The sequence below is a fragment of the Gardnerella sp. DNF01195 genome (assembly GCF_049244175.1).
Classification (GTDB): domain Bacteria; phylum Actinomycetota; class Actinomycetes; order Actinomycetales; family Bifidobacteriaceae; genus Bifidobacterium; species Bifidobacterium leopoldii.
Genome location: NZ_CP058383.1, coordinates 838,724 through 861,699, shown reverse-complemented (window position 1 = coordinate 861,699; position 22,976 = coordinate 838,724). Strand labels below are relative to the sequence as shown.

At 38.9% G+C, this 22,976-nt stretch carries 16 protein-coding genes; 10 read left to right on the top strand and 6 right to left on the bottom strand.

What is annotated here, in order from left to right:
- Positions 1-36: 36 nt before the first annotated feature.
- The 3 genes from dprA to HXT43_RS03205 are packed head-to-tail and all read right to left on the bottom strand — an operon-like array spanning position 37 to position 3,769.
- Positions 37-1,581 carry a DNA-processing protein DprA gene (dprA, locus tag HXT43_RS03215; RefSeq protein ID WP_415707267.1) on the bottom strand — a complete coding sequence of 515 codons (1,545 nt, stop codon included), beginning with the start codon at positions 1,579-1,581 and terminating at the stop codon, positions 37-39.
- Positions 1,578-3,221 carry a YifB family Mg chelatase-like AAA ATPase gene (locus tag HXT43_RS03210; protein ID WP_415707268.1) on the bottom strand — a complete coding sequence of 548 codons (1,644 nt, stop codon included), beginning with the start codon at positions 3,219-3,221 and terminating at the stop codon, positions 1,578-1,580. Before HXT43_RS03210 ends, dprA begins: the two co-directional genes overlap by 4 nt.
- The gene (locus HXT43_RS03205; RefSeq protein WP_101886002.1) at positions 3,221-3,769 is read right to left on the bottom strand and encodes a YraN family protein; all 549 of its coding nucleotides are present in this window, start codon (positions 3,767-3,769) and stop codon (positions 3,221-3,223) included. The genes HXT43_RS03210 and HXT43_RS03205 overlap by 1 nt, the downstream gene beginning before the upstream one ends.
- 320 nt (positions 3,770-4,089) lie before the next feature.
- Between HXT43_RS03205 and HXT43_RS03200 the strand changes: the two genes are divergently transcribed.
- The 4 genes from HXT43_RS03200 (at position 4,090) to HXT43_RS03185 (ending at position 11,662) form a co-directional block, all read left to right on the top strand.
- Positions 4,090-5,412 carry an O-acetylhomoserine aminocarboxypropyltransferase/cysteine synthase family protein gene (locus HXT43_RS03200; protein WP_101886003.1) on the top strand — a complete coding sequence of 441 codons (1,323 nt, stop codon included), beginning with the start codon at positions 4,090-4,092 and terminating at the stop codon, positions 5,410-5,412.
- A 270-nt stretch (positions 5,413-5,682) separates the two neighbouring features.
- Complete coding sequence (locus HXT43_RS03195) at positions 5,683-6,522, top strand: ABC transporter ATP-binding protein (RefSeq protein WP_004106907.1); 840 nt, start codon at positions 5,683-5,685, stop codon at positions 6,520-6,522.
- A 17-nt stretch (positions 6,523-6,539) separates the two neighbouring features.
- The gene (locus HXT43_RS03190) at positions 6,540-9,233 is read left to right on the top strand and encodes an FtsX-like permease family protein (protein WP_116442686.1); all 2,694 of its coding nucleotides are present in this window, start codon (positions 6,540-6,542) and stop codon (positions 9,231-9,233) included.
- A 383-nt stretch (positions 9,234-9,616) separates the two neighbouring features.
- A complete protein-coding gene (locus tag HXT43_RS03185) occupies positions 9,617-11,662 on the top strand; it encodes a chromosome partitioning protein ParA (RefSeq protein WP_410299617.1) in 2,046 nt (681 codons plus the stop codon).
- Positions 11,663-11,742: 80 nt separating this feature from the next.
- On the opposite strand, the gene HXT43_RS03180 is transcribed toward HXT43_RS03185, so the two are convergent.
- Positions 11,743-12,525 (bottom strand): response regulator, encoded by a 783-nt coding sequence (locus HXT43_RS03180; protein WP_004106900.1) that lies wholly within the window; start codon positions 12,523-12,525, stop codon positions 11,743-11,745.
- 18 nt (positions 12,526-12,543) lie between these two features.
- Entirely contained in the window at positions 12,544-15,072 is a 2,529-nt protein-coding gene (locus tag HXT43_RS03175) for a sensor histidine kinase (RefSeq protein ID WP_410299618.1), read from the bottom strand.
- A 116-nt stretch (positions 15,073-15,188) separates the two neighbouring features.
- Here HXT43_RS03175 and HXT43_RS03170 point away from each other — a divergent pair, with 116 nt between their 5' ends.
- The 4 genes from HXT43_RS03170 (at position 15,189) to HXT43_RS03155 (ending at position 19,567) form a co-directional block, all read left to right on the top strand.
- Positions 15,189-16,571, top strand: coding sequence for an alpha/beta fold hydrolase (locus tag HXT43_RS03170; protein ID WP_116442687.1), 1,383 nt, complete (start codon positions 15,189-15,191; stop codon positions 16,569-16,571).
- A gap of 126 nt (positions 16,572-16,697) precedes the next feature.
- Positions 16,698-17,501 carry a pyrroline-5-carboxylate reductase gene (proC, locus tag HXT43_RS03165; protein WP_004106891.1) on the top strand — a complete coding sequence of 268 codons (804 nt, stop codon included), beginning with the start codon at positions 16,698-16,700 and terminating at the stop codon, positions 17,499-17,501.
- A gap of 54 nt (positions 17,502-17,555) precedes the next feature.
- Positions 17,556-18,644, top strand: a complete 1,089-nt coding sequence (ychF, locus tag HXT43_RS03160) for a redox-regulated ATPase YchF (RefSeq protein ID WP_004106888.1) — start codon at positions 17,556-17,558, stop codon at positions 18,642-18,644.
- A gap of 158 nt (positions 18,645-18,802) precedes the next feature.
- Entirely contained in the window at positions 18,803-19,567 is a 765-nt protein-coding gene (locus HXT43_RS03155; protein ID WP_004106885.1) for a L,D-transpeptidase, read from the top strand.
- Positions 19,568-19,669: 102 nt separating this feature from the next.
- Here HXT43_RS03155 and HXT43_RS03150 read toward each other — a convergent pair whose 3' ends face one another.
- Positions 19,670-20,731 carry a YeiH family protein gene (locus HXT43_RS03150; protein WP_032842515.1) on the bottom strand — a complete coding sequence of 354 codons (1,062 nt, stop codon included), beginning with the start codon at positions 20,729-20,731 and terminating at the stop codon, positions 19,670-19,672.
- 220 nt (positions 20,732-20,951) lie between these two features.
- Between HXT43_RS03150 and HXT43_RS03145 the strand changes: the two genes are divergently transcribed.
- Together HXT43_RS03145 and HXT43_RS03140 are read left to right on the top strand one after the other, a co-directional pair.
- Entirely contained in the window at positions 20,952-21,317 is a 366-nt protein-coding gene (locus HXT43_RS03145) for a DUF488 domain-containing protein (protein ID WP_101892149.1), read from the top strand.
- A 337-nt stretch (positions 21,318-21,654) separates the two neighbouring features.
- On the top strand, positions 21,655-22,944 hold the full coding sequence (locus tag HXT43_RS03140; RefSeq protein WP_004119362.1) for a uracil-xanthine permease family protein: 1,290 nt from the start codon (positions 21,655-21,657) through the stop codon (positions 22,942-22,944).
- The last annotated feature ends 32 nt before the right edge of the window (positions 22,945-22,976 follow it).

The window sequence follows — 22,976 nt, the reverse complement described above, 5'->3', positions numbered from 1 at the left end:
TTATTTTCTCACATATCTTGTATTGGGCGCGTTATTTTACGCTACTTTTTGCTGTGATAATGTTAAATTTTCTTTATTTTGTACAATAATTCCTTCCAATTCTAGCAATGCAATTTTCCCAGAAATTTCAGCAATAGATGGTATGTAATCTAATTGTTTTTCTGTGTAAGAAGCTTTTATTATTTCGTATATTCTGTCAACATTTGCAAGTTCACGTTTGCGTTTGCATGTTGTAATTGCGTCGATAATTAGTTTTTGTGTATTGTCATAATTTTTATAGTCTATACTTAATTTTTCTGGTTTAGGTTGAGAATAAGCAAAGTAATGATGAGATTGAGGAAACAGAATATCTATATCTTGAGTTGAACACAATATTATAGCTTGTGAATCGTGTATTAGCTTGTTGCATCCTGCGTTATTAGGCTGATTGATATCTCCTGGTATAGCGTATAGTTCGCGATTTAAATCAGTTGCCCATGTTGCAGTATTTAGCGCTCCGGATTGTAATCTTGCTTGAGCAACTATAATTTTTGATGCTAGAGCTGCAATAATTCTATTTCGTAATAAAAATCTGTGGCCTACAGGTGTTGTATCTGGGCATAGTTCGCTAATACACGCTCCGCCTTTTGCAATAATTTGTTCAAAAAGCTGATAATTGCATCTGGGTCCCATATGATTTAATCCTCCAGCAAATACAGCAATGGTTTTTCCTGTAGGCTTATTTTCATCTACATCTTGTGCATCTAATGCGCCCCAATGTGCTGCTGCATCAATTCCGTACGCTCCACCAGAAATAACAGTATGGCCTTTCGAAGCGCAATCATAAGCAAATTGATATGCAAGTTCTCTTCCGTAGTCTGTGCAAGAGCGTGAGCCAACAATAGCAAGTGGATTATGACATTGTGTTAATGCTTGTGGATTCCCTACACCCCACAAGCATAAAGGTGGTGAGAAATGACTCTGAAAAGCCAAATCTTGTAATTGTTTCGGCCAATATTTGCTGTGTGGTGCAATAATCCATTGCTTTCCGCCAGAAGTGAACCATTGACATAGTGATTCATTATTCCATGTTGGTAAATGCAATAATCGAACGCACCATTTTGAAATAGAATTGTGTAACACTTCTAAAGACTTAGGCGCATTATTGTTGTGATAACCCCACGCTGTTAAGCCCTTCTTGAAATAATTTTCTAAGAGTGTAAGTTCTTTATGGTTTTTTATGAAACTTAACATTGTAGATACTAATTCTTGATTTTTGTTACGTTTTCTTGAACTAAAAGTTTTAGAATTGGCATCGTTTTCTTGATCTGCTACTTCACTAATAATTGGAAGTTGCATTTGTTGAGCTGAGCCTGTTGATTGTTGTTTCGTATAATTTTTCACAATTGTTTTTAATATTGAAACAATTTCTTTAGCGCTTTTAGATCCCAATAGTAGCGTGTACATAATTGCATCCGCTCCTTCAAGGCAGAATGTAAGTATTGCACGAGATATTGTTTCTTCGTCTGGTGAAGAAAAATCGCTAGGTGAACTAATGGTTTCTTCATTGTTATCCGTGTTGTTTATGTTCTTAGTATTCATATTCGTGTCCTTAAACTGATTGCTTGTGCAATGTCTGTCATGTCTGGTGAAGTGTGTCCAGAAAGATCAGCAAGCGTCCACGCGAGTCGCAATGCTCTATCTGCTCCTCGCAAACTCAATTGATGCTTTTCTAATGCACGGTTGATAAGTCCTACAGCTTGCTGTGAAGTGTATTTTCTAAGCCATGTTCCAGATGCTTGTGCGTTGCAATCCCAGCCTTGTTTTATAAAACGGTCGCGAGCAATTTTACGAGCTTCTATTACGTTATCTCGCATTGTTTTGCTATTCAGATACGTGTTTTTAACTGAGTTTTGTGCATTGTCTTGATGATGGTTTGAAATAATAATTCGTTCTACCGGAGGCACATCCATTTGAATATCAATACGGTCAAGAATTGGACCTGAAAGGCGTGAAAAATATCGTGCTCTTTCGCGCTCTTTGCAAGTACATCGTTCTCCATTTCCGTATGCGTATCCGCAAGGACAAGGATTTGCAGCAATAACAAGCTGGAATTTAGCTGGATAAAGAGTTGTCCCTTTTGAACGAGAAATAGCAATATGCCCTGATTCCAATGGTTCTCTTAGGATTTGCAATACTCTAGGAGAAAACTCTGGAGCTTCATCCATAAACAGCACTCCGCAATGTGCTCTAGTAATAATCCCAGGTTTTGCAACTCCTGTTCCTCCTCCGATAAGAGAAGCTGCTGAAGCAGTATGGTGAGGTGCTTCAAATGGTGGAATATTGCTAATTCCGTAATAGGGTAGTGTTCCACAAAGTGAACGAATTGAAGCAACCTCAAGCTGTTCTTGTTCGTTAAGTGGACACATAATGCTTGGTATTCGTGAAGCTAGCATGGTTTTCCCAGATCCTGGAGGCCCAATCATCATTACGTGATGCCCTCCAGCTGCAGCAACTTGTAGAGCCCATTTTGTATGTTCTTGCCCTATTACTTCAGACATATCTCCAATTTCATATTTTGGTTCAATTTGTAGTGGAGAAGTGCTTTCTTCGTGAATTGACGAATTATAATCTTCTTCTCCATTGTTATAATTTCCATTTCGTTCAAGGACTTGCATATGTTTATACGCAGGGTCTTCTTCAATAAGCTTGAGTGATTCTTCGCTCAAACTGCCATGCAATTGCGTCACTAAATCTAAAATATGGTGTATTCCAATAGATTCAATTCCATCTACAAGTTGCGCTTCGGCAAGATTTTCTTGCGGAATAAGCATTCGTTTAAAATGCATCTTTTTTGCGTAAAGTGCAATAGGAAGAATGCCTTGAATAGGTAATACTGTCCCGTCAAGATTTAGTTCTCCTAAAATAACTGTATTTTCTAATTCTGTAAGTGGAATATACTTTTCTGCGCTTAGTATGCTTGCCGCGATAGCTAAATCGTATGATGCTCCGCTTTTTGGCATTGAAGCAGGTGATAAGTTTACTGTTACCCTTCCTTCAGGCCATTTACAATGCAACGCAAAATGAGCTGATTTAACGCGCTCTCTTGCTTCGCTTAATGAAGTGTCAGGTAAGCCGATAATAGAAAAGTTTGGCATATTTCCAGATATAAAAGCTTGCAGATGAATAGTAAAAGCTTTAAGACCAATAAGTCCTATTGATGTTGCGTTTCCAATATGCATTAGAATGCTCCTTGAACATGCTTGAATTGGATTGATGAATTATCTTCAATTTCTTCCAAAGATTGCAATTCATATGCAGAATCTGGATAAGTGTATTTGTTAATAATAAGAATTGATACAGCGTCAAATTGAATACGGTAATGAGGTATGTCGCTTCCGAATTCTTCCAGCCATTTCATACCAGTTGTACGTAATTTGCTACATTTTTCTTGAGTAATTGCTTCAAGTGGAGTGCCACAACGTACGCTTCTTCGAGTTTTTACTTCAACGAATACCAATTTTTGTTCTGGAGTAATCATCACCAAATCTAGCTCTCCATTACGGCAATGCCAGTTTCGGTCAATAATGTGCCACCCTTTTTGTATGAGTCGCAAAGCTGCGTATGTTTCTCCCAGTTTTCCCAACTCTTTACTTTCAAGAGAATCATCTTGAAGCTCGTTGGACACTTGTTCAAGTTTTTCTTGCAAAAATACTTGAGCAGTCTCAGCGTCGTCAATCTCGTCAAGCGAGATAATTTCATCGTCAATAATGTGTTTTTGTGTAATCATGCTGCTATTTTCTGTGCTTATTGAGCAGTAATCCAGATTTTTTAAGCATTGTGGATAAAAGCTGCATACGGCGTGTTGTATTAGAAATTCAGTATATTTTCTGTATTTTTCTAAAACAGATTTCGCTATTTTTTGCAAACTGTTAATTCGTTATAGCTAATTTTGATAACCTCAGGTATGTACGAATGAACCATAGTGGCATATTGTCGTTATCACTTAAATAAATATGTAAACAGAAAACGGAAAAGTAAGCGGATGCGCAAAGTAAGCTGAAGCAAGCTAATCTACTGTTTAAAAAGTCGCAAAACTGGAGGGGTATTATGAGCGATATTGAAGAAACGCAAGGAAAGTATCATTTTGAAACCTTGCAGTTGCATGTTGGTCAAGAGCAGGCGGATCCGGCAACTGATTCTCGTGCAGTTCCTATTTATCAAACAACAAGCTACGTGTTCCACGATTTTGATCATGCCGCTGCTCGTTTTGATTTGCGTGACGCTGGAAATATTTATGGCCGTTTGACGAATTCTACTCAAGATGTTTTTGAGCGTAGAATTGCAGCTCTTGAAGGTGGAACTGCAGCTTTGGCTGTTGCTTCTGGTGCGGCAGCTGTAGACTATGCTATTCGTAACATCACTCAGCAGGGCGATCACATTGTGTCTTCAAAGAATGTGTATGGTGGAACTTATAACCTTCTTCGTCATACTCTTCCTCGAGATGGTGTAACAACTACTTTTGTGGATCCTAAGAATCCTCAGAACTTCGAGGATGCAATTCAGCCGAATACGAAGCTCGTGTACTTTGAAACTTTTGGTAATCCTAATGCTGATTTGCCTGATTTTGAGGCTATTTCCGAGATTGCGCATCGCCACAATCTTCCTGTTTTTGTTGACAACACTTTTGCAACTGCGTACCTGTTCCGCCCTCTTGAGCATGGTGCAGATATTGTAGTTGAGTCTGCTACGAAGTTTATTGGCGGCCATGGCACAACTCTTGGTGGCATTATTGTTGAAGGCGGCAATTTTGATTGGGCTAAAGTCCCTGGAAAATTCCCAACTCTTACTGAAGCTGACCCTAGCTATCATGGTTTGAACTTCTATGATGCTTTAGGATCTGTGGCTTTTGTGACTCGTATTCGTGCGATTATTTTGCGCGATACTGGCGCTTGCATTAGCCCGTTTGCAGCGTTCTTGCTTTTGCAAGGCACGGAAACTTTGAGTTTGCGTGTTGAGCGTCACGTTGAGAATGCGTTGAAGGTTGTTCAATATTTGCAAACTGTGCCAGAGGTTGAATCTGTAAGTCATCCTTCTATTGAAGGTCGTTCTGATCACGAGCTTTATAAGCGCTACTTCCCGAATGGTGGAGGCTCTATTTTTACGTTTGATATTAAAGGTGGAAGGGATGCAGCTCGCGTATTTATTGACAATTTACAGCTTTTCTCGCTTCTTGCAAACGTTGCTGACGTAAAGTCATTGGTTATTCACCCTGCATCTACTACGCACTCTCAGGAAACTCCTGAAGAATTGGAAGATCAGGGCATTCATGAAGGCACTATTCGTTTGTCTATTGGAACTGAACATATTGACGATATTCTTGCCGATTTGCAGCGCGGATTTGACGCTGTTCGTAAAGCAGGACTTGCTTAAATAGAAAAGAGAAAGCAAAGTAAAAAATTATTAATTAAAAATATTCCTGAAGATCCATTACCATTTTATTCGGAGCGCATTCGTATTTGTATGTGCTCCGATTTTTTATACATTATGTAAATTTACGCATCATACTTTAGGATGAGATGCTAATTTTTTCTCAATAATTTCCGCCTTACGCACGATAGTAACCAGCAGTCTTTTCACGTAAATTTAAGTATTAGCAGTAGATAACTATGCGATTACTACTTTTTAAGAAAAGGAGCAGTTATGAACAGTCCGTACGAAACAAGCTCATACGAGCAAGAAAATGCTTTAGATTTTAGAGCAGATTTTAACCAAAACTTGATTGGTGAGACGGCAGTTGCAGCTTTGCATGTTGTTAAAGATTTTGGCAAGGGTGCAGGCATTGTTCACGCTTTGCGAGACGTTAGTGTTAGCTTTGAGCGCGGCAAGTTCACTGCGATTATGGGCCCGTCTGGCTCTGGAAAGTCAACTTTAATGCATTCTTTGGCTGGTCTTGACAGCGTTAATTCTGGAAAAGTTTTGGTAGATGGCCTAGATATTACAGGAATGAGCGATAAACAGCTTACGCTTATGCGACGCGAAATGGTTGGGTTCATTTTCCAAAGTTTTAATCTTCTTCCAATGTTTAGTGCTGAGCAAAATATTCTTATGCCTCTTACTTTGGCAGGCAAAAAGCCAGATAAGCAATGGTTTAATACTTTGGTTTTAACTCTTGGCTTGCAAGATCGCTTAAAGCATAGGCCTGCTGAGCTTTCTGGCGGTCAGCGACAACGCGTTGCAATTGCTCGAGCTTTAATCTCTAAGCCTTCCGTAGTTTTTGCGGATGAGCCTACCGGTAATCTTGACTCTGCTTCCAGCTCAGAAGTTTTGCATTTTTTGAAGAAGTCTGTAACGGAACTTGGTCAAACTGTGATTATGGTTACTCACGACGCTGTTGCAGCGTCTTATGCGGATCGAGCAATCGTGTTTGCAGATGGTCAAATCGTTGAAGACGTGCAAAATCCTACTGCAGAAGGAATGAGCAAGATGCTTATGGAACGCAGCGAGGCTGGCGTTAATAATCAGCCTGCTCAATTGCAATAAAAGGTGGTGAAGTTAGAATGTGGAAAATCGCACTAAAACTTATGCGTAAAAGCGTGCGCATGCTAATCGCCTCTGGAATTGCAATTCTTATAGGCAGCATGTTTATGAGCGCTACTTTGCTTTTTGCAAACAGCGTTGATGACTTGATGGTTCGTAACGCAACAAATGAATTCGGTAGCGCAAATTATGCAATCTCATTTAAAAATCCTAACAGCTCTCCGAGTAGTGAAATTCATTACAAAGACCTTCATTTAGACAAAATATCGAAGATGCCTGGTATCAACGGTATTCGTAGTGACGATGCGACTGCGCTTGTAAGAGTGGAAAAAGGTGATAAATCAGTTACAAGTATTGCTTGGTCTAGTGGTTTGTATGGAAATCTTCCTGTTTATAAATCAACAGAAGGTAGAGATCCGCAAAAAATAGGCGAAATTACGCTTATTAAAAGTATTGCAAAATCAATACATGCAAACATTGGCGATACTATAACTTTGGTTAAAGTAGATGACACTGGCGGAGATAAAGAAAAATCGTACGATGTTCGTGTGGTTGGTCTTGTAGACGATGGAGAACATTCTCAAATACCAGTTTCAAATCGCGGCACGTATCTTGGTGGAGTAACGAATGATTTTTGTGCAAAACTCAACAATCTTAAGAATTTTGACAATGAAGTTGTGCAAAGCAAAGTGTACATGAGTATTGATGAATCTAAAATAAACGATTTATCTCCTAAGATTAACTCTTTGCTTCCTTCGAGATTCTCTCTTATGTCTAGGCATGAAGTTGGCGTAAGAGCTGTTCGAAATGTGTCTAACGGCACTAATTTTGTAACCATGTTCTTGCTATCTTTTGGTATCCTAGCGTTGCTTATTTCTTCGCTTGTTATAGCAAACACATTCCAAGTATTAGTTGCACAGCGTAGACGAACTCTTGCGCTTTTGCGCGTAATCGGCGCACAGTCACACCAGCTTTATGCGGCAGTTTTGCTTGAAGCTGCAATACTTGGAGTTATTTCTGCAGGTGTTGGTGTGCTTTGCGCAATCGGATTTATGGGCGCAATTAGTAATGTGAATATTAATTCTGGACCGTTATCTAAGATTCCTTTGATTGTTTCACTTCCGGCAATTGTGTGGCCAATAGCAATTGGCACGATTGTAACAGTTCTTGCATCTATGAGTGCTGCTCGATCTGCTACAAAAGTAACGCCTATGGAAGCGCTGCGACCAATGGATTTGATTAAAGATAAGCGTGCAAGCATTATTCGCGCTGTTTTTGGCGTTCTGTTTATTGTTGTAGGTATTTTAGCTACGGCTTTAAGTGCTACTTCTTTGGCAAGCATGATTGCGGGTAAGTCGCCTACTGCTGGTTCTGACTCTTGGATGACTTTGCTTGGAGCAATGTTTGGTTGTGCGCTTGTTTTTATTGGCATTATTATTACAGCAACATTCTGGATGCCGTTTGCTATGAAGGCAACTGGAGCAATTATGGCGCTTTGTGGGCCCGCGTCTAAAGTTGCTAATGCAAACGTGCAAAGAAATCCTAGAAGAGTTGCAGCAACTGGAACAGCTTTGCTTATTGGAGTAACGCTTGTTTCTACAGTAGTAACGGGCGCAATTTGTGGTAAAGCAACTCTTAAAGGTGTTGTTGATGACCATTACAGTGTTGACATTATTATTCAAGGCAAGAATGTTGATGAATCTTTAGCTGCCGACATTTCAAAGATTAGTGGAATAAAGCATACTGAGTTGCTTCCTGCAGTTCCTATGACTTTTAAGAACGCTAAGGGCAAAACTGAGTATGCTATGGCAGCTGGAGTTGATAATGTAAATCAACTTAAAAATGTAATGCACACTGATCTTGATGGCGTTAATATAAACAAAGATTCTGTGCTTTTGCCTAAGTTTAACGAAGAAGGGGGAGAACCCTTTGAACTTAAAAAAGGAAACCTTAATCTACAAGCTTATGTAGAAAAGTACAGTTCTGGTGAAACAGACAGTGATGATATTACGCCATTTACCGGAATGAATACAGACCCGAGTAATAACGATAAGAGCATTACTGTAAAGCAAGTTCAGTTTAAGAAGTATAGGAATGTCAATATATATTCAAGGAATACTGCTTTTGTGAGCAAATCTTACTTCAATAACTACCTTAAGCCTACAACGCATATTCTGCTTATTTCGGTAGACTCTAGCAAAGCTAATCTTGTAGATATTGTTAAGAATATTAGAAATATTACATCTAGCTATGCGGAGGTTATGGCTGGTGGAAGCGTGTTCCAGCGAGCGCAGTGGGAAAGTGCTATCGACGTAATGATGATGTTGCTTGTTGGCTTAATAGCAGTAGCTGTTGTGATTGCTTTAATAGGTGTTGCAAACACATTAAGCTTGTCTGTTATTGAGCGAACCAAAGAATCTGCAACTTTGCGAGCAATCGGCATGACAAGAGGACAGGTTAGAAGATCTCTTGCGTTGGAAGCAACGTTGATTTCCTTAACAAGCACCGTTTCTGGCTTGATTGTTGGAACAGCGTTTGGGTGGATTGGATCCTACATGGTGTTTAGCGCAATTGGCAAAGTTCCGTTTGTAATTGATTGGACTATTTACGCGGTTCTTGCTCTAATCGCTTTGCTTGCAGCGCTTCTTTCCAGCGTTCTTCCAGCTCGTAGAGCAGTAAAGTCTTCGCCAGTAGTTGCGCTCGCGGAGGACTAAATTTCGTAAGAACATATGTGAAAAGATAGTCTGTAGAAGTTAAGTTGCAGAAAAAATAGAGATAATGCCGGTATGTAAATTTTACTTATCGGCATTATCTTTTTCTTAGGCTTTTTCGACACTCTGAAAAAATTTGTAATATTGTTATTATTTTTTAAAAATTATTGTGTATAACTATTCGAATTATATAATATTATGTGCATAATTGGCATTTTTTATTAATGGTCTTCAAAAATAATACGATTATTATTCATTATGACAAGTTTTATCGGAAATATTCCGAATAAATAGCGTTGAAAATGTATTTATTCCTTTGTTATGCTCAAGGATGACTGCTGACATAAGTTAGACATGAAGGCCGCTACGAGCAAGGAGTAACAAATATGGTAACGGTCAAGAAAAAATCTGCCGCAGCAATCGCAGGATTTGTTTTGTTCCTGCAAGGCCCAATGCCAGCATGGGCGCAAGAAGCTGTTGAGGATGTACAAAATACGCAAGCTCAAACAGAGGTGACTGCAAAAGCATCTACTGAAGAAGCAATTGAAAAAGCTGAAGAGCAGGTTCAGCAATTAGAAGCTCAAATTGAAGAGTATAAGAAAAAAGTTGCAGAATTTGACGATCTTTTAAGTAAAATCTCTGAAACTGAAAAAGGATTTGAAAACGTTGAGAAAGATAAGGAAAAGGAACTTTTAGAAGCTGAAAATGCATTGAAAATGGATTCCGAAGCCGCAAAAGTAAAAATTGCAGAATTTGAAAAATCCAAAGAAGAAAAGGATAACGAGCTTATTGGATTAAAAGCCGCATATGAACTTTTAAAAGAGCAATATGATCATGCAAAATTAGCTCTTGATGCTTTGCAAAGTGACGAAGAAGAAAAAAGTCAAACAAAAGAAAGAGCTGCAGCTAATATAAAACAATATGAATCACAGATTTCAGATCTTCACAAAGAAGTAGATAATCTTAATGAATCTATTGCAAGTGATTCTGCTCAAATTAAAGAGTATGATACAAAAATCGGTGAATTGGAATCCGCATTAGAAAAAGTTGATCCAAACGATGGTGATAATATTTATTCTATAGCGGAGCAGTTTAGAAAAGTCTCTAATGATCAAACTTCACTTAGCAAAAAAGTTGAAGAAAATAAGAAACTTGTTGCTGCTAAAGAAAAAACTGTGAAAGAATTAGAAGTTCTTTTCCAGAATGCAAAGCAAGAATTTGAAAAAGTAAGTGAAGATCTTCAAAAAATTAAAGATCAAATTGATGAGTCTAAAAAAGATGTAGCTAGTAAGCTTGAAGCTTCCAACAGTAAAGATTCTGAAGTAAAGAAAGCAGAGTCTGAAACAAAGCTTCTTAATAATATTATTGAGAACTATAAGTTAGTTGACGACAAAAAGAAACTAGATGAAAAAATTAAGTCATTAAGAAATGGCTTTGAAGGCGCTAAAACATTTAAGAACAATCAGATTCAGGAGAGAACTGCGAAAAGTGATTTAAAGAAGCAAGCTGAGGATTCTTTAAAGGACGCAGAAAAGAATCTTGAGGAAGCTAAAGCTAAAGTTACTATTCTTAAAGCTCAATTGAAGAAGGAAAAAGATCAAAAAGATCAGCAAAGTGGTAACAGTTCTGCTGGTAATAATGAGGCAAAAGAATCAGGAGAACAGACTGGTCCTACTGCTCCAGCACCTTCTGATTCTAAAAAAGATAATGAATCTCAAGAGCATGCTGCTCCAGTCCCTGCACCTCCAGTAGCATCTGCTCCGAAAGTAGCTGCTCCTGCCGAATCCGATACACAATCAAATGCTGCTTCTGAGGTTCCTAAAGCTAAGGTTCCAGTGCCATCTGTTAATTCTCCGGTTGTGCCGCCAGCTTCTGCGGCTCCAACAGTACCAGTTCCTACTGTTCCTACTGTTCCGTCGGCACCTGCTGCTCCTGCAACCCCTGCGGTTCCAGCAGTTCAAGTTGAAAATAATTCAACTCATGTTGTTCCTGCAGCTTCTGCGGTTCCAGCAGTGCCAAGCTCCAAGCCTTCTGATGCAAATACTCAGAAAGTAGTAGTTCCGGTTGTTGAAATAGTTAAAAAGGTTTCTTCTGCAGCCGAATCTCATGCTCCAGCTGCTGCTAATACTTCTTCTTCGCCTGTGACTCCGACAGACAATACTTCAAAAACAAACAAGTCAACCGAATCACAGGTTTCAGAAGAAAACTCTACGAAGCCTGAAAATAACAAGGGTGATGTTGAGGAAGTTGAAGAAAAGACTCCTGTTGAAAGCAATAAGCCACAAGCTCAAGCTAAAGTTGCAGGCGAAAACAAGTCTTCTGGTAATATGCTTAGCACTATAATGCTAGGCGTTTTGGGTGCATTAACTATTTCTGGAGCTGCTGCTGCCGGCGTGACTGTTATGCGTCACCGTCGCCTTCCAAGAGCATAAATTAAAAGGCTACTAGGTACGTTGATAATCTAAATTGCGGCTATTTGTGTCTATGCATAAACAGCCGCAATTTTATATTTTTACGGCTTAACTAAGCCATTTTCGTAAGCGAAAACTACAGCTTGAACGCGGTCTCTAGCATCGATTTTTCCTAAAATATGCGCAACATGCGTTTTTACTGTGGGCAAGCTAATAAATAGTTTGTCAGCAATTTCCTGATTTGAAAGTCCGTGAGCAATTTCAACAAGAACTTCGCGTTCTCTATCAGTAAGTTCTGGAATAGCAGAATTTTCGTATGTGCAGCTTTGTGTTTCTTGTACATCCGGATTTGTTTGCGCAGTCGAACTTGCTTGTACATCGTAACTTGCTTGTGCGGTATAATTCGCAGCACTGTTTTCTGTAGTATTTGTTGCTACTTTGCTTTGCTGAATCATAGTTTCAATCAAACGCTTCGTAGCAGTCGGAGCAATAATTGCGTTTCCTTGATACACTGTTCGTATTGAATTAAGCAAAGTTTCAGGTTCAGTATCTTTCAAAAGGAACCCGGAAGCACCAGCATGAATTGCAGCCATAACATATTCGTCTAAATCAAAAGTTGTCAGAATAATAATTTTAGTATTTTCGTTAGTTTTTTGCTGCAGAATCTTGCGAGTTGCTTCCAATCCGTCCATTACAGGCATGCGAACGTCCATAAGAATAATGTCTGGATGATCTCTTTCTGTAATCTCTACTATTTGTTTTCCATTCGCTGCTTGAGCAACAACTTGCATATCTTGCTGCGAGTTAATTACCATAGCAAATCCTGCACGAACAAGCTCCTGATCGTCTGCTATTGTAACGCGAATTACTCCATTGTTTTCCATATTTTCTATAGTATCAACTTATTCTTGCTTATTTAATGCACTGTGTTGAATTTGCTCATCGAGCGAAGGAGCAGGGCGAACTGCAATTTCAGTTACATTCGCACCATTATTTGCTGAATTAACGCTTGATCCTGTTTCTCGCAAAATTCCAAGCAATTTTCGCATATATTTTAGTGCTGAGCGACCTTCATCTCCAATATTTTTGAAAGCTTTACTAATTTCTTCACTTTGTCCCTGTGATTGCTCTGGGTCTGATGACTTTCGATTTTCTGTATTGTTATTTGCTTTTTCGTATTTATTTAGCATATCAATTCCGTTATTTGCGGCATCGATTACTTTATGCAGTGTAACAGCAACTTTTTGCTGAATATTTGAGCTAAGTCGCTGCCTTTCTGCGTTTGCTGCAAGTACTTCTAGCTGTTTTTGTTCTTGCTCGAGTTCTGTTCTGCGTGTTTTTAGAAGCAATAAATTATTGTCATCGTTTCTTCGGTAATAAGCAAACGCAATAACTGTAAAACAAATTAACGCAACTGCGAAACCAAAAACTAATCCTACGGATGCCATTTGCGTAATGATATAAAAATTAGTCGTGTCTATATTCGATGTAAAGAATTGTATTGGAGTTGCATTTTTTGGAATATTTCTTGATGCGATGCCAATTTTTAGTGCAAAAATAGCAGATTCTAAAAGTACTATTGCGCTAATCCATTGCCATGCGCGCTTTTTGCCGTATAGAACCGCAGCATAAATAATGCTTGGAATGAATAAGTTAGCAAACAAAATATTAGGTAAGAATATTAGCTGTATTGCAGAAAATATTGCGGCAACAATTGCGCATGTTGTTGGAGATTTTCTACGGAACATAAACGGCACCATGGTTGCAAGAGTAAATACTCTATAAAATATTTCTAACGAAAGTGAGTTGAAATATTGTGAAGACATTCCATCTCCAAGAATAAAATCATAAGTTGGCACAAAAAGCATCAGAACAATCCAAGGCGCTGCATAAATAATGTCTCCAATAAGCCAATGTTGTTCAAACCATTGTGATACTTTCTCGATCTTATTTTGTGAAGCATTTACTTCTGGAAAAACTTTTGATGAGGTTGGAACATTTGCATTTGCCGGTTTTGTTTGCGCTACTGATTGATTATTAATTTTTGCATTCTTATAAGTAACGTTAGGAATACTATTTAATACAGAAGCAGTAGTATTTGACGGGTCTGTGCTGTAAGAATATGGAATAAAAGCAACAATACTAAACGTTCCATCGTTTAGTTTCCCGTAATTAAGCGTTCCGTGAAGATTTTCAATGCGTTCTTTCATGCCAATTAAGCCATAACCGTTTTTATGCTGCGCATTGCTATTTTGCGTTTGGTTAACTTCGATTTTGTGTATTTCATTTGTAATTTTTAGTTTTAAACCTTGGTTGTTCCATTCTTCATGAATGTTTACTTTAACGCATTCGCCTGCATGCTTGCGAATATTAGTAAGTGCTTCTTGAATAATTCTATATGCTACAGTTTGTGCAGCTTTGTTGAGTTTATGAGAAGAATTTATGCCATCAACAGTATGCCAAAAAATATTATTTGGTGAAGCAATTCGCGCTTGCTCAATAAGTGATGGCACGTGATTCAAATTTGTGTCGTTAGAAGGTGCATCAGTTAAAGCTTCTAGCAGCCTACGCATGTCGTGAACGGCGCGCTCAGCTTCATTTTTAATAATATGCATTGTTTTTTTAGCGAGCGAAATATTTTGTGTTGCGGCATAACGGCCGCCATCTGCTTGCACAATAATAATAGAAAGCGTATGAGCAACAATATCGTGCATATCTCTAGCGATTCTTGCTCGCTCTGCAGTAACAGCAATGTGTTGAGCTTTTCGGCGGTACGCGCGAATAGCGTTATTGTGTTCTTGCAAAAGTTGAATAGTATGCACATGAGTGCGCTGCCAGTAGCCAATAATAACCGTAATAGTGGTAATAATAATCGCAAAAATTATGGAAGGAATCGCAAAATTAAGTATATTTGAAACGCAATTTTTTATATTACTGCTATTTATATTTCGTACACTGCAGGTATAACTAGATTTCGAATGATTATTGCCATATATTGGTCCCATTACAACATTCCACGATATTAATGCGCAAGATAATATGGTTGTTATGTAAGCTGTAATAACAAAAACTTTCGTATGCGTTGGGTTTCCGCGCGCAATAGCGTTAACAAGCAGCACGAAACCAAAGAAATCAGCGAAAAGTTGAGCTGGACCAAATATTACTTGCACAATGCAAATAACAATAAAAATAATAGCCGCCTGTTCAGGCCATATCTTTCTTACTGAAAGTAGTAGTGCAACAACGATATTTGTAAGCGCTACTGTAACCAGCGAACCCTGAGTCAGTAAACCGTCAACATAGCTTATACTATATCTATTGTTTGAAAGTATAAAAAGAATAAGTGGAATAATACCCCATAATATGTCGTTTAATGTGAGCTCTTTTCGTAAGGACTGTATAACACTTTGAAACATATTAGGTACTTTCATAATTACTAGGCTAGTGCATAGCACTTTATAGAACAATCGAACTTGAGTATGATTTATATAAGAATGTGTAATTGACATTGCATGTAGCATGCAAGAGTACAGAAAGGGAGTGCGAAATGGCGTTACTTACAAGCTATTATGTTCCGGGATTGCATATCGAAGAACGTGCAATTGACGTGCCGCTTGATTGGGAAGGAAACACTCCTGGTGGAGCTATTAAAGGCGAAACAATCCGATTGTTCTGTAGAGTAGTTTGTGCTCCTGAGCATGTACATGATAATTTGCCTTTATTAGTATTTTTGCAAGGAGGTCCTGGTGGGCAGTGTCCACGACCACTTTCGCCTTCTAGTGATGGCTGGATTCAAGAAGCTATTAAACATTTTCGCGTAGTCTTGCCGGATCAGCGTGGTGTTGGGCGTTCTTCAAGAGTAGACGCTTCAACTATGAAGCGCATGGCAGATGACGGTGTAAGTGTTGAGCGACAAGCCTGGTATTTAAAGCGTTTCTTGGCTGACTCTATTATTCGCGATTTTGAACATCTGCGACTTACTGAATTCGATGCTAAGCCATGGGTTTCACTTGGTCAAAGCTATGGTGGCTTCTTGACTCTTACATATCTATCACTATTCCCTCAAGGGTTAATTGCAAGCTTTACAACAGGAGGTATTCCTCACGTTCCAGCAAATGCGCGTGAAGTCTATGAGCATACTTTTCCTCGTATGGCGCGTAAAACTGAGCAATTCTATGAGCGCTATCCGCAAGATGTTGCTCGTGCTGCAGCTATTGCAGATCGTATTGCACAGGGTGATGTTGTGCTTCCGAACGGTGAAAAACTTACGGTTGAGCGATTCCAAATGTTGGGTTCTTCATTTGGAATGAAACCAAGTTTTGAACGAGTGCATTGGTTAATTGACTCTGCGTTTGCAGATGGTGATGGTTCCTTGAAAGCATTTAAGCACGGCGGAGGAGCTTCTGCAGGTAGTTTAAGTGACGAATTTGTGTATGGTGTCATGGATTCTACAGCTTCTAGTCCACTTTATTGGCCATTACAAGAATTTATTTATGCTGATGGTGAATTGGAACACCCAATTTTGTGGGCTGCTCAGCAGGTTCGAGAAACTATGCCAGAGTTTTCTGGTTCTGCTCGCCCTATTATGTTTACAGGTGAAGCAATGTTTCCTTGGATGTACGATCAAGAGAAAGCTTTGCAACCATTCCTTCCAGCTGTTGACTGCTTGATGAAAGATAAGCAGTTTGGCAAAATTTACGATCAAGATCAACTTGCTAATAACGAAGTTCCATTGCAATCAGCAGTGTATTTTGATGACATGTATGTCGATTCTGGTCTTCAGCTTGACACTCTTTCTCGTATTGCCAACTCCCACTATTGGACAACGAACGAGTTTGAGCATGATGGTTTGCATGGAGACATTGTTTTCCGTCATTTGTTTGATGAGGCGCTGAATCGTGGTGATTTAGAGGGAATTTATAAGAGATAAGCCATATATAAAGGTAATAATTTTAATATGCGCAATGATTATAGTGCACTCTTTGCTATGCTATACATCTGTTTGCTTAGTAATGAGTGCGCTATTGTTTTATCAATGCGCTAAAGGGGGTCGTGTATGAGTACTTGTGTATCTGAAACTGTTGGTTTTATAGGTTATGGCAACATGGCACAAGCAATCGCTAAAGGTGCACTGAATGCTGGCGTATTACAAGGTGAAAATATTGTTGCGTGCGCGCATAATTTTGAAAAACTCGAGCGTAATACTTCGCTGATTGGCGCTCGCGCTATGCACACTGCTCAAGAAGTATGTGAAGCAAGTGATGCGATTATTATTGCTGTAAAGCCATATCAGGTTGCTGAAGTACTTAAGCCAATTTGTGAAATTATTAATGAACGAGGTATTGCTGTTATTTCCGTTGCAGCCGGTTGGACGCTTGAGCGTTACATGGAACTACTTGGCAAGGAAGCTCATGTTCAGTGCATTATTCCTAATACTCCTATTTCTGTAGGCCAAGGTGTGACTTTAGCTGAAACTACTCATACGCTTACTGATAGTCAACTTTCAATGTTTAATGCTTTATTTGAGCCAATTTCTTTGGTAGAGCGAGTGACTAGTGATCATATGAATATTGCAATGTGTATTTCTAGCTGCGCTCCAGCTTTTACAGCAATGTACATGGAAGCATTGAGTGATGCTGGTGTGAAGTATGGTTTGCAACGTGATTGTGCTTACCGTTTGGCTGCAAAAATGATTGAAGGAGTAGGTGCGTTATACATGGATTCGCGCACGCATCCTGGTGCTATGAAAGATGCAGTGTGCTCTCCTGGAGGAACCACTATTCGTGGCGTTGCTGAGCTAGAATCTCGCGGATTTAGGGGAGATGTGATTGCTGCAGTTGATGCTATTGAAAATAAATAGTAAATAAAATCAAGTTGTGTCGGCTTTCCCGGCGCTGGTCTAAACTAGGTAAATATGTCTTTAACTATTGGAATCGTTGGATTGCCAAACGTTGGTAAGTCCACTATGTTTAATGCTTTAACCCGCAACAACGTTTTGGCGGAGAATTATCCGTTTGCAACTATTGAGCCTAATACTGGTATTGTTCCGCTTCCGGATCATCGTCTTCCAGTTTTAGCTAAATTAGTTAATACTGAAAAGATTGTTCCAGCAACAGTTACTTTCGTTGATATTGCAGGCATTGTTAAGGGTGCTTCCGAGGGTGAAGGTTTGGGCAATAAGTTCCTTGCTAATATTCGCGAAGCAGACGCTATTTGCGAAGTTGTGCGCGCATTTAATGATGATGATATTGTGCATGTTAACGGCAGAGTAGATCCTGCTGACGATATTGACACGATTAATACTGAGCTAATTCTCGCCGATATGCAAACTATTGACAATGCTCTTCCAAAGTTGGAAAAGGATTTGCGCGGTAAGAAAGTTACGCAGGAATACGTAGACGCTGTAAATAAAGCTAAGGAAATTCTTGAATCTGGAAAGACTATTGACCAGGCTCATAACGAAAAGCTTATTGATAAAAACGATGTGTATGATTTACACTTGCTCACTGCTAAGCCATTTATTTACGTGTTTAACGTGGATGATTCGGAGTTGGCTGATGAAGATTTGAAGTCTAAACTTTCTGCATCTGTCGCTCCTGCAAAAGCAATATTCCTTAATGCTCAGTTTGAGTCCGAGCTTACTGAACTTGACGAAGCTGATGCTCGTGAAATGCTTGAAGATGCTGGTTTGAAGGAATCTGGTTTGGATCAACTTGCGCGTGTGGGATTCGATATTTTAGGTCTTCAAACCTATTTGACTGCTGGTGTTAAGGAAGTTCACGCTTGGCAGATTCATAAAGGTTGGACTGCTCCACAAGCTGCTGGTGTGATTCACACTGATTTTGAGCGTGGATTTATTAAGGCAGAAATCGTATCTTATGATGATTTCGTTGCTGCTGACGGTTCTATGGCAAAAATTAAGGAAGAAGGAAAGCTTCGTCTTGAAGGTCGCGACTATGTGATGCAAGACGGTGATATTGTCGAATTCAAATTTAATGTATGATTATTTTCATGTTCGTTCAAAAAAATTTATGATTTTTATGTTACGAGTGATTTTAATATCATAATAAATAAAAGATTTATTTTTTTTTAAGCGTTGCTCTCCTCGGTTTGCTGTTAAACTAGGGGGAGCGACGTTTTTGCTTTTACAATGGAGATGTTATGCAATTTATTCGTAACTTTGTGAGCGATATACGCAAGTGTGTTCGCATTGTTGCAAGATTTTGCAAATGGTGGAAGCGTAGTTCTAATTTTGCTCGTTGTGTTGCATCAGCTTTATTGGCTACATTATTGATTCCGTTCTTCTGCTTTGTTGGTTTTGAAACTTCTAATGTTGTTTCTGCTTCTTTAAGGCATAGTGCTCAGTTAAAAAAAATTAATTTGAGTGAGCGTGAAAAAATTGATTGCAAAATAAGCAAACTGAACGGTAATGATAAATCTTTTATTAAAAAATATTGCAAAAATTATCTAGAAAATAAGTCTTTACTTAAACCTAATTTTTGGAAATATCCTACTGGTGGAGCCTATCCTAATCTTACAGGAATAAAGGTTTCGGATTTGCATGTGAATGTAAATTTGAAAAAACAGCGTGTTTATATTATTGCTCATGGGAAAACTGTGTATTCAATGGTTATGAGTTCTGGAATAAAAGACTCGACTCCTCATGGTAATTATCAAATTAATGGTCGTGGTGATCATTTCTTTAATCAAGATGAAAAAGTTGGAGCGGATTACTGGGTTGCTTTTATTGGATCGCAATATTTATTCCATTCTGTGCCGACGAATTATAATTTTGGAGAATATATTCCGTCAGAAGGCATGAAGCTTGGAAAGCCTGCATCGCATGGTTGTGTGCGTTTAAGCGTTGCGGATGCCAAATGGTTTTATAAAAATATTCCTGATGGAACGGCTGTGCATATTGGATAGATTTTTCAAGAATACACGAAAATAAATTATCGAGAATATAAAATGAGGATCTTCAAACGAAGACCCTCATTTGTTAAGCAAAACTATTTTGTAATGTTTTATTTAGAAGAACAGTACTGCAGCTGCATAAGCCAAAGCAACTAAAACAATAGAAGCTAGGAAGCTTGCTGCAAATGCTGCGCGACCTTGCTTAAAAATAGCTCGGAAGTTTACGTTAATTCCAAGTGCAGCCATAGCCATGCCAAGGAAAACGTATCCTGCTTCTACAAGAGTTGATGCGTGAGCTGTTATGAAAGGAACATAAGTTCCAATAACGGATGCTGCAATAAAGCCAAGCATAAACCATGGGAAGCTAATCTTATGCTTTCCGCCATTTTCAACTTTGCTATGACGAGCATTCCACCAAATTGCAATAAAGATGGAGGCTGGAACGAGCATAAGAACTCGTGAAAGCTTCATGATTGTTGCAACATCGATACTATCGAATGCTCCGCCAGCTGCAACGGCATGTGCGATTTCGTGAAGTGATGCACCTGCTGTAATGCCAAGCTGCTGCTTAGTCATGCCAAAGTTAGGCAGGATGAAGATTTCAGCAAGAGCGTAAATAGTGCCCATAATTGCAACTGTTGCAACAGCCATAACTTCGTTCTGTTCTTTCTCATCTTCCTCTTCTGGAAGAACTGGCATTGAGCCAGAAAGACCCATAACTGCAGCAGCTCCACAAATACTTGTGCCTCCTGCTGTAAGCATTGCAAGCTGAGGATTTACCTTCAAGAGTTTAGCAATGTTATAAGTTACGCAAACCATTATTGCAACTAACACAGCTGCAATAGGCAAGCATTTAATGCCCTTGGTAAACAAATCATGCAAATTCAGCTTAAATCCGAGGAGAATAATACCTAGGCGAAGAAGTTTGTTTGCAATCAAACCAGCAGCGCTTTTAACGCCTGCTCGCCTTGAATCATTATTCATTTTGTACACGTGCAATGGCAGCTGCAGAGCCATGCCAACAAGCAACGCAATAATAAGAGCACCAAGTAATTGGAAACCTGGGTACTGCTTAAGCCAGCTACCAATGAAGGAAGCTAGAAGTGTCAATACAGCAATAAGAGCCATATCGATGGTGCAGATTTTCTTTTTCCATGTATCAAAGAAATTAACCATTTAGCCAAGTATTCTCCCATAATCGGACAAAAACGAACATAAATTAAAAAATTAAGCAAATTTTATATAATTTTGCTGCAAATAAACGCGACACGCCGACATAAAATCACATAATCGAACATAATAACTCAATTTATATCGCATATATCTTTTGCTAGTAAATAATTCCTTGAAAAAATAAATAAAGCTGCGATTATAGTAAACGTATAAAGGAGATTTTATGAACAAGTGCACTGTGAAGATTAAGCGTGTGTATGAAACGGTTAGTGAAGATGATGGTGTGAGAGTCTTGGTTGATAGACTTTGGCCGCGTGGTATAAGCAAAGAATATGCTCATATTGATAAATGGCTTAAAGATATTGCTCCTACTTCGCAGTTACGCAAGTGGTTTAATCATGACCCGGAGCATTTTGAAGAATTTTCGCATCGTTATGTTGAAGAACTTGATTCAAATCATGAAGCTGTTGGTGTGATTATGGATTTGTTTAATAAGTATCAAACTATAACTTTGTTGTATGCTGCAAAAAATCCAAAAGTAAATCACGCATTAGTTTTGCAAGAATATTTACAAAAATTACTTGCTTGAATATGTGTTCACTAATTTTGCGATTGTTTAACTTTGCCTAACTTTAATTATTTTATAAACATAAGTTAGTAAGTATCAACTTTAGTTGGTGTTCATTGCATTCTTTTCAACACGCCGACTTTGCTTGATATTCCAACAAAAATAAAAAACAAAACTGTAATTTTTTTCTTATGCTCGACACTTTCGTTTTGCAACATTAGAATGTCCCTTTGGCATATGGGTCGGTGGTGCAATGGACCTCCCAGAAGCTGCCATCCCAGCGCTCAATGAGTGCTTGTTTTTTAGCGACACTTGTTTACACAACATTCTGCATAGCTTGTTTTTGCAAGGAGAAGAAATGAATTCATTATTCACGTGGCAGCTTCACGGTAATGGTAAAACGTTAAAGCCTGGTGAAGTTGTAGAGCCAGACGAGCGTTTGACTTGGACTCGTACTGCTGGAATTGGTGCTCAGCATGTTATTGCAATGTTTGGTGCTACGTTCTTGGTGCCTATTCTTACAGGCTTTGATCCATCAACAACATTGATGTTCACTGCTATTTCTACAGCACTGTTCTTACTTATTAACGCAAATAAGCTTCCTAGTTATCTGGGAAGCTCTTTTGGTCTTATAGCACCTGTTATGGCTGTAACAACAGCTCATAAAGGTATTGCAGTTGCAAGCTTTGGCATTATGTGCACAGGTTTACTTCTTGCTCTTATAGGTGTGCTTGTACATTTTGCAGGAGCTAAGTGGATTGACATTATTATGCCGCCTGTTGTAAACGGTGCAATCGTTGCAATTATTGGTTTTAATTTAGGACCTGCAGTTTGGACTAATTTCCAGAAAGCTCCAGATACGGCTCTTGTGACATTAGTTGCTGTAATGCTTATTGCTGTAGTATTTCGCGGTCTTCTTGGTCGTTTAAATATTCTTTTAGGTGTTCTTGTTGGTTACGCTTATGCATGCTTCCAAGGTCAAGTCGATTTTAAAAAGATTGAAGAAGCTTCTTGGATTGGTTTTCCTAAATTCCACACTCCACAAGTTGATTTCTCTGTTCTACTTATGTTCTTGCCGGTAGTACTTGTTCTTATTGCAGAAAATGTTGGTCACGTAAAGTCTGTAGCTCAAATGACTGGTCGCGACTATGACTCTAAGATTGGAACTGCATTATTTGCAGATGGTTTTGGTACAGCTATTGCTGGTTTATTCGGTGGCTGTGGTACTACTACGTACGGCGAAAATATCGGTGTTATGGCCGCAACAAAGGTCTATTCTACTGCAGCTTATTGGTGTGCTGCAGCTTTTGCATTCATCCTGAGCCTTTGCCCAAAGTTTGGTGCTGTTGTAAACTCAATTCCAGCTGGTGTTCTCGGTGGCGTGACCACTTTGCTTTACGGCATGATTGGCATGATTGGCGTAAGAATCTGGGTAGAAAACAAAGTGAACTTCGATAAGCCAGTGAATATTATGATTGCTGCAATCGTTATGATTATTGGTATTGCTAACTTCCAGTTTGCTATTTCTGGCATTCAGTTCAACGGTATTGCAATCGGAACCGTTGTGGTGTTGGTTGTATATCACTTATTGAAGGCTATTGGAAAGCTTACTGGTACGATCGCTAAAGATGATCCTGATGTTGCCTAGCTTAAATGCTCCAATTTGATTTAATTTAATCG

Bases quoted from the DNA above. Each gene is read 5' to 3' on its own strand.
- dprA (WP_415707267.1), bottom strand. From the start codon at position 1,581: ATGAATACTAAGAACATAAACAACACGGATAACAATGAAGAAACCATT.
- HXT43_RS03210 (WP_415707268.1), bottom strand. From the start codon at position 3,221: ATGCATATTGGAAACGCAACATCAATAGGACTTATTGGTCTTAAAGCT.
- HXT43_RS03205 (WP_101886002.1), bottom strand. From the start codon at position 3,769: ATGATTACACAAAAACACATTATTGACGATGAAATTATCTCGCTTGAC.
- HXT43_RS03200 (WP_101886003.1), top strand. From the start codon at position 4,090: ATGAGCGATATTGAAGAAACGCAAGGAAAGTATCATTTTGAAACCTTG.
- HXT43_RS03195 (WP_004106907.1), top strand. From the start codon at position 5,683: ATGAACAGTCCGTACGAAACAAGCTCATACGAGCAAGAAAATGCTTTA.
- HXT43_RS03190 (WP_116442686.1), top strand. From the start codon at position 6,540: ATGTGGAAAATCGCACTAAAACTTATGCGTAAAAGCGTGCGCATGCTA.
- HXT43_RS03185 (WP_410299617.1), top strand. From the start codon at position 9,617: ATGGTAACGGTCAAGAAAAAATCTGCCGCAGCAATCGCAGGATTTGTT.
- HXT43_RS03180 (WP_004106900.1), bottom strand. From the start codon at position 12,525: ATGGAAAACAATGGAGTAATTCGCGTTACAATAGCAGACGATCAGGAG.
- HXT43_RS03175 (WP_410299618.1), bottom strand. From the start codon at position 15,072: ATGAAAGTACCTAATATGTTTCAAAGTGTTATACAGTCCTTACGAAAA.
- HXT43_RS03170 (WP_116442687.1), top strand. From the start codon at position 15,189: ATGGCGTTACTTACAAGCTATTATGTTCCGGGATTGCATATCGAAGAA.
- proC (WP_004106891.1), top strand. From the start codon at position 16,698: ATGAGTACTTGTGTATCTGAAACTGTTGGTTTTATAGGTTATGGCAAC.
- ychF (WP_004106888.1), top strand. From the start codon at position 17,556: ATGTCTTTAACTATTGGAATCGTTGGATTGCCAAACGTTGGTAAGTCC.
- HXT43_RS03155 (WP_004106885.1), top strand. From the start codon at position 18,803: ATGCAATTTATTCGTAACTTTGTGAGCGATATACGCAAGTGTGTTCGC.
- HXT43_RS03150 (WP_032842515.1), bottom strand. From the start codon at position 20,731: ATGGTTAATTTCTTTGATACATGGAAAAAGAAAATCTGCACCATCGAT.
- HXT43_RS03145 (WP_101892149.1), top strand. From the start codon at position 20,952: ATGAACAAGTGCACTGTGAAGATTAAGCGTGTGTATGAAACGGTTAGT.
- HXT43_RS03140 (WP_004119362.1), top strand. From the start codon at position 21,655: ATGAATTCATTATTCACGTGGCAGCTTCACGGTAATGGTAAAACGTTA.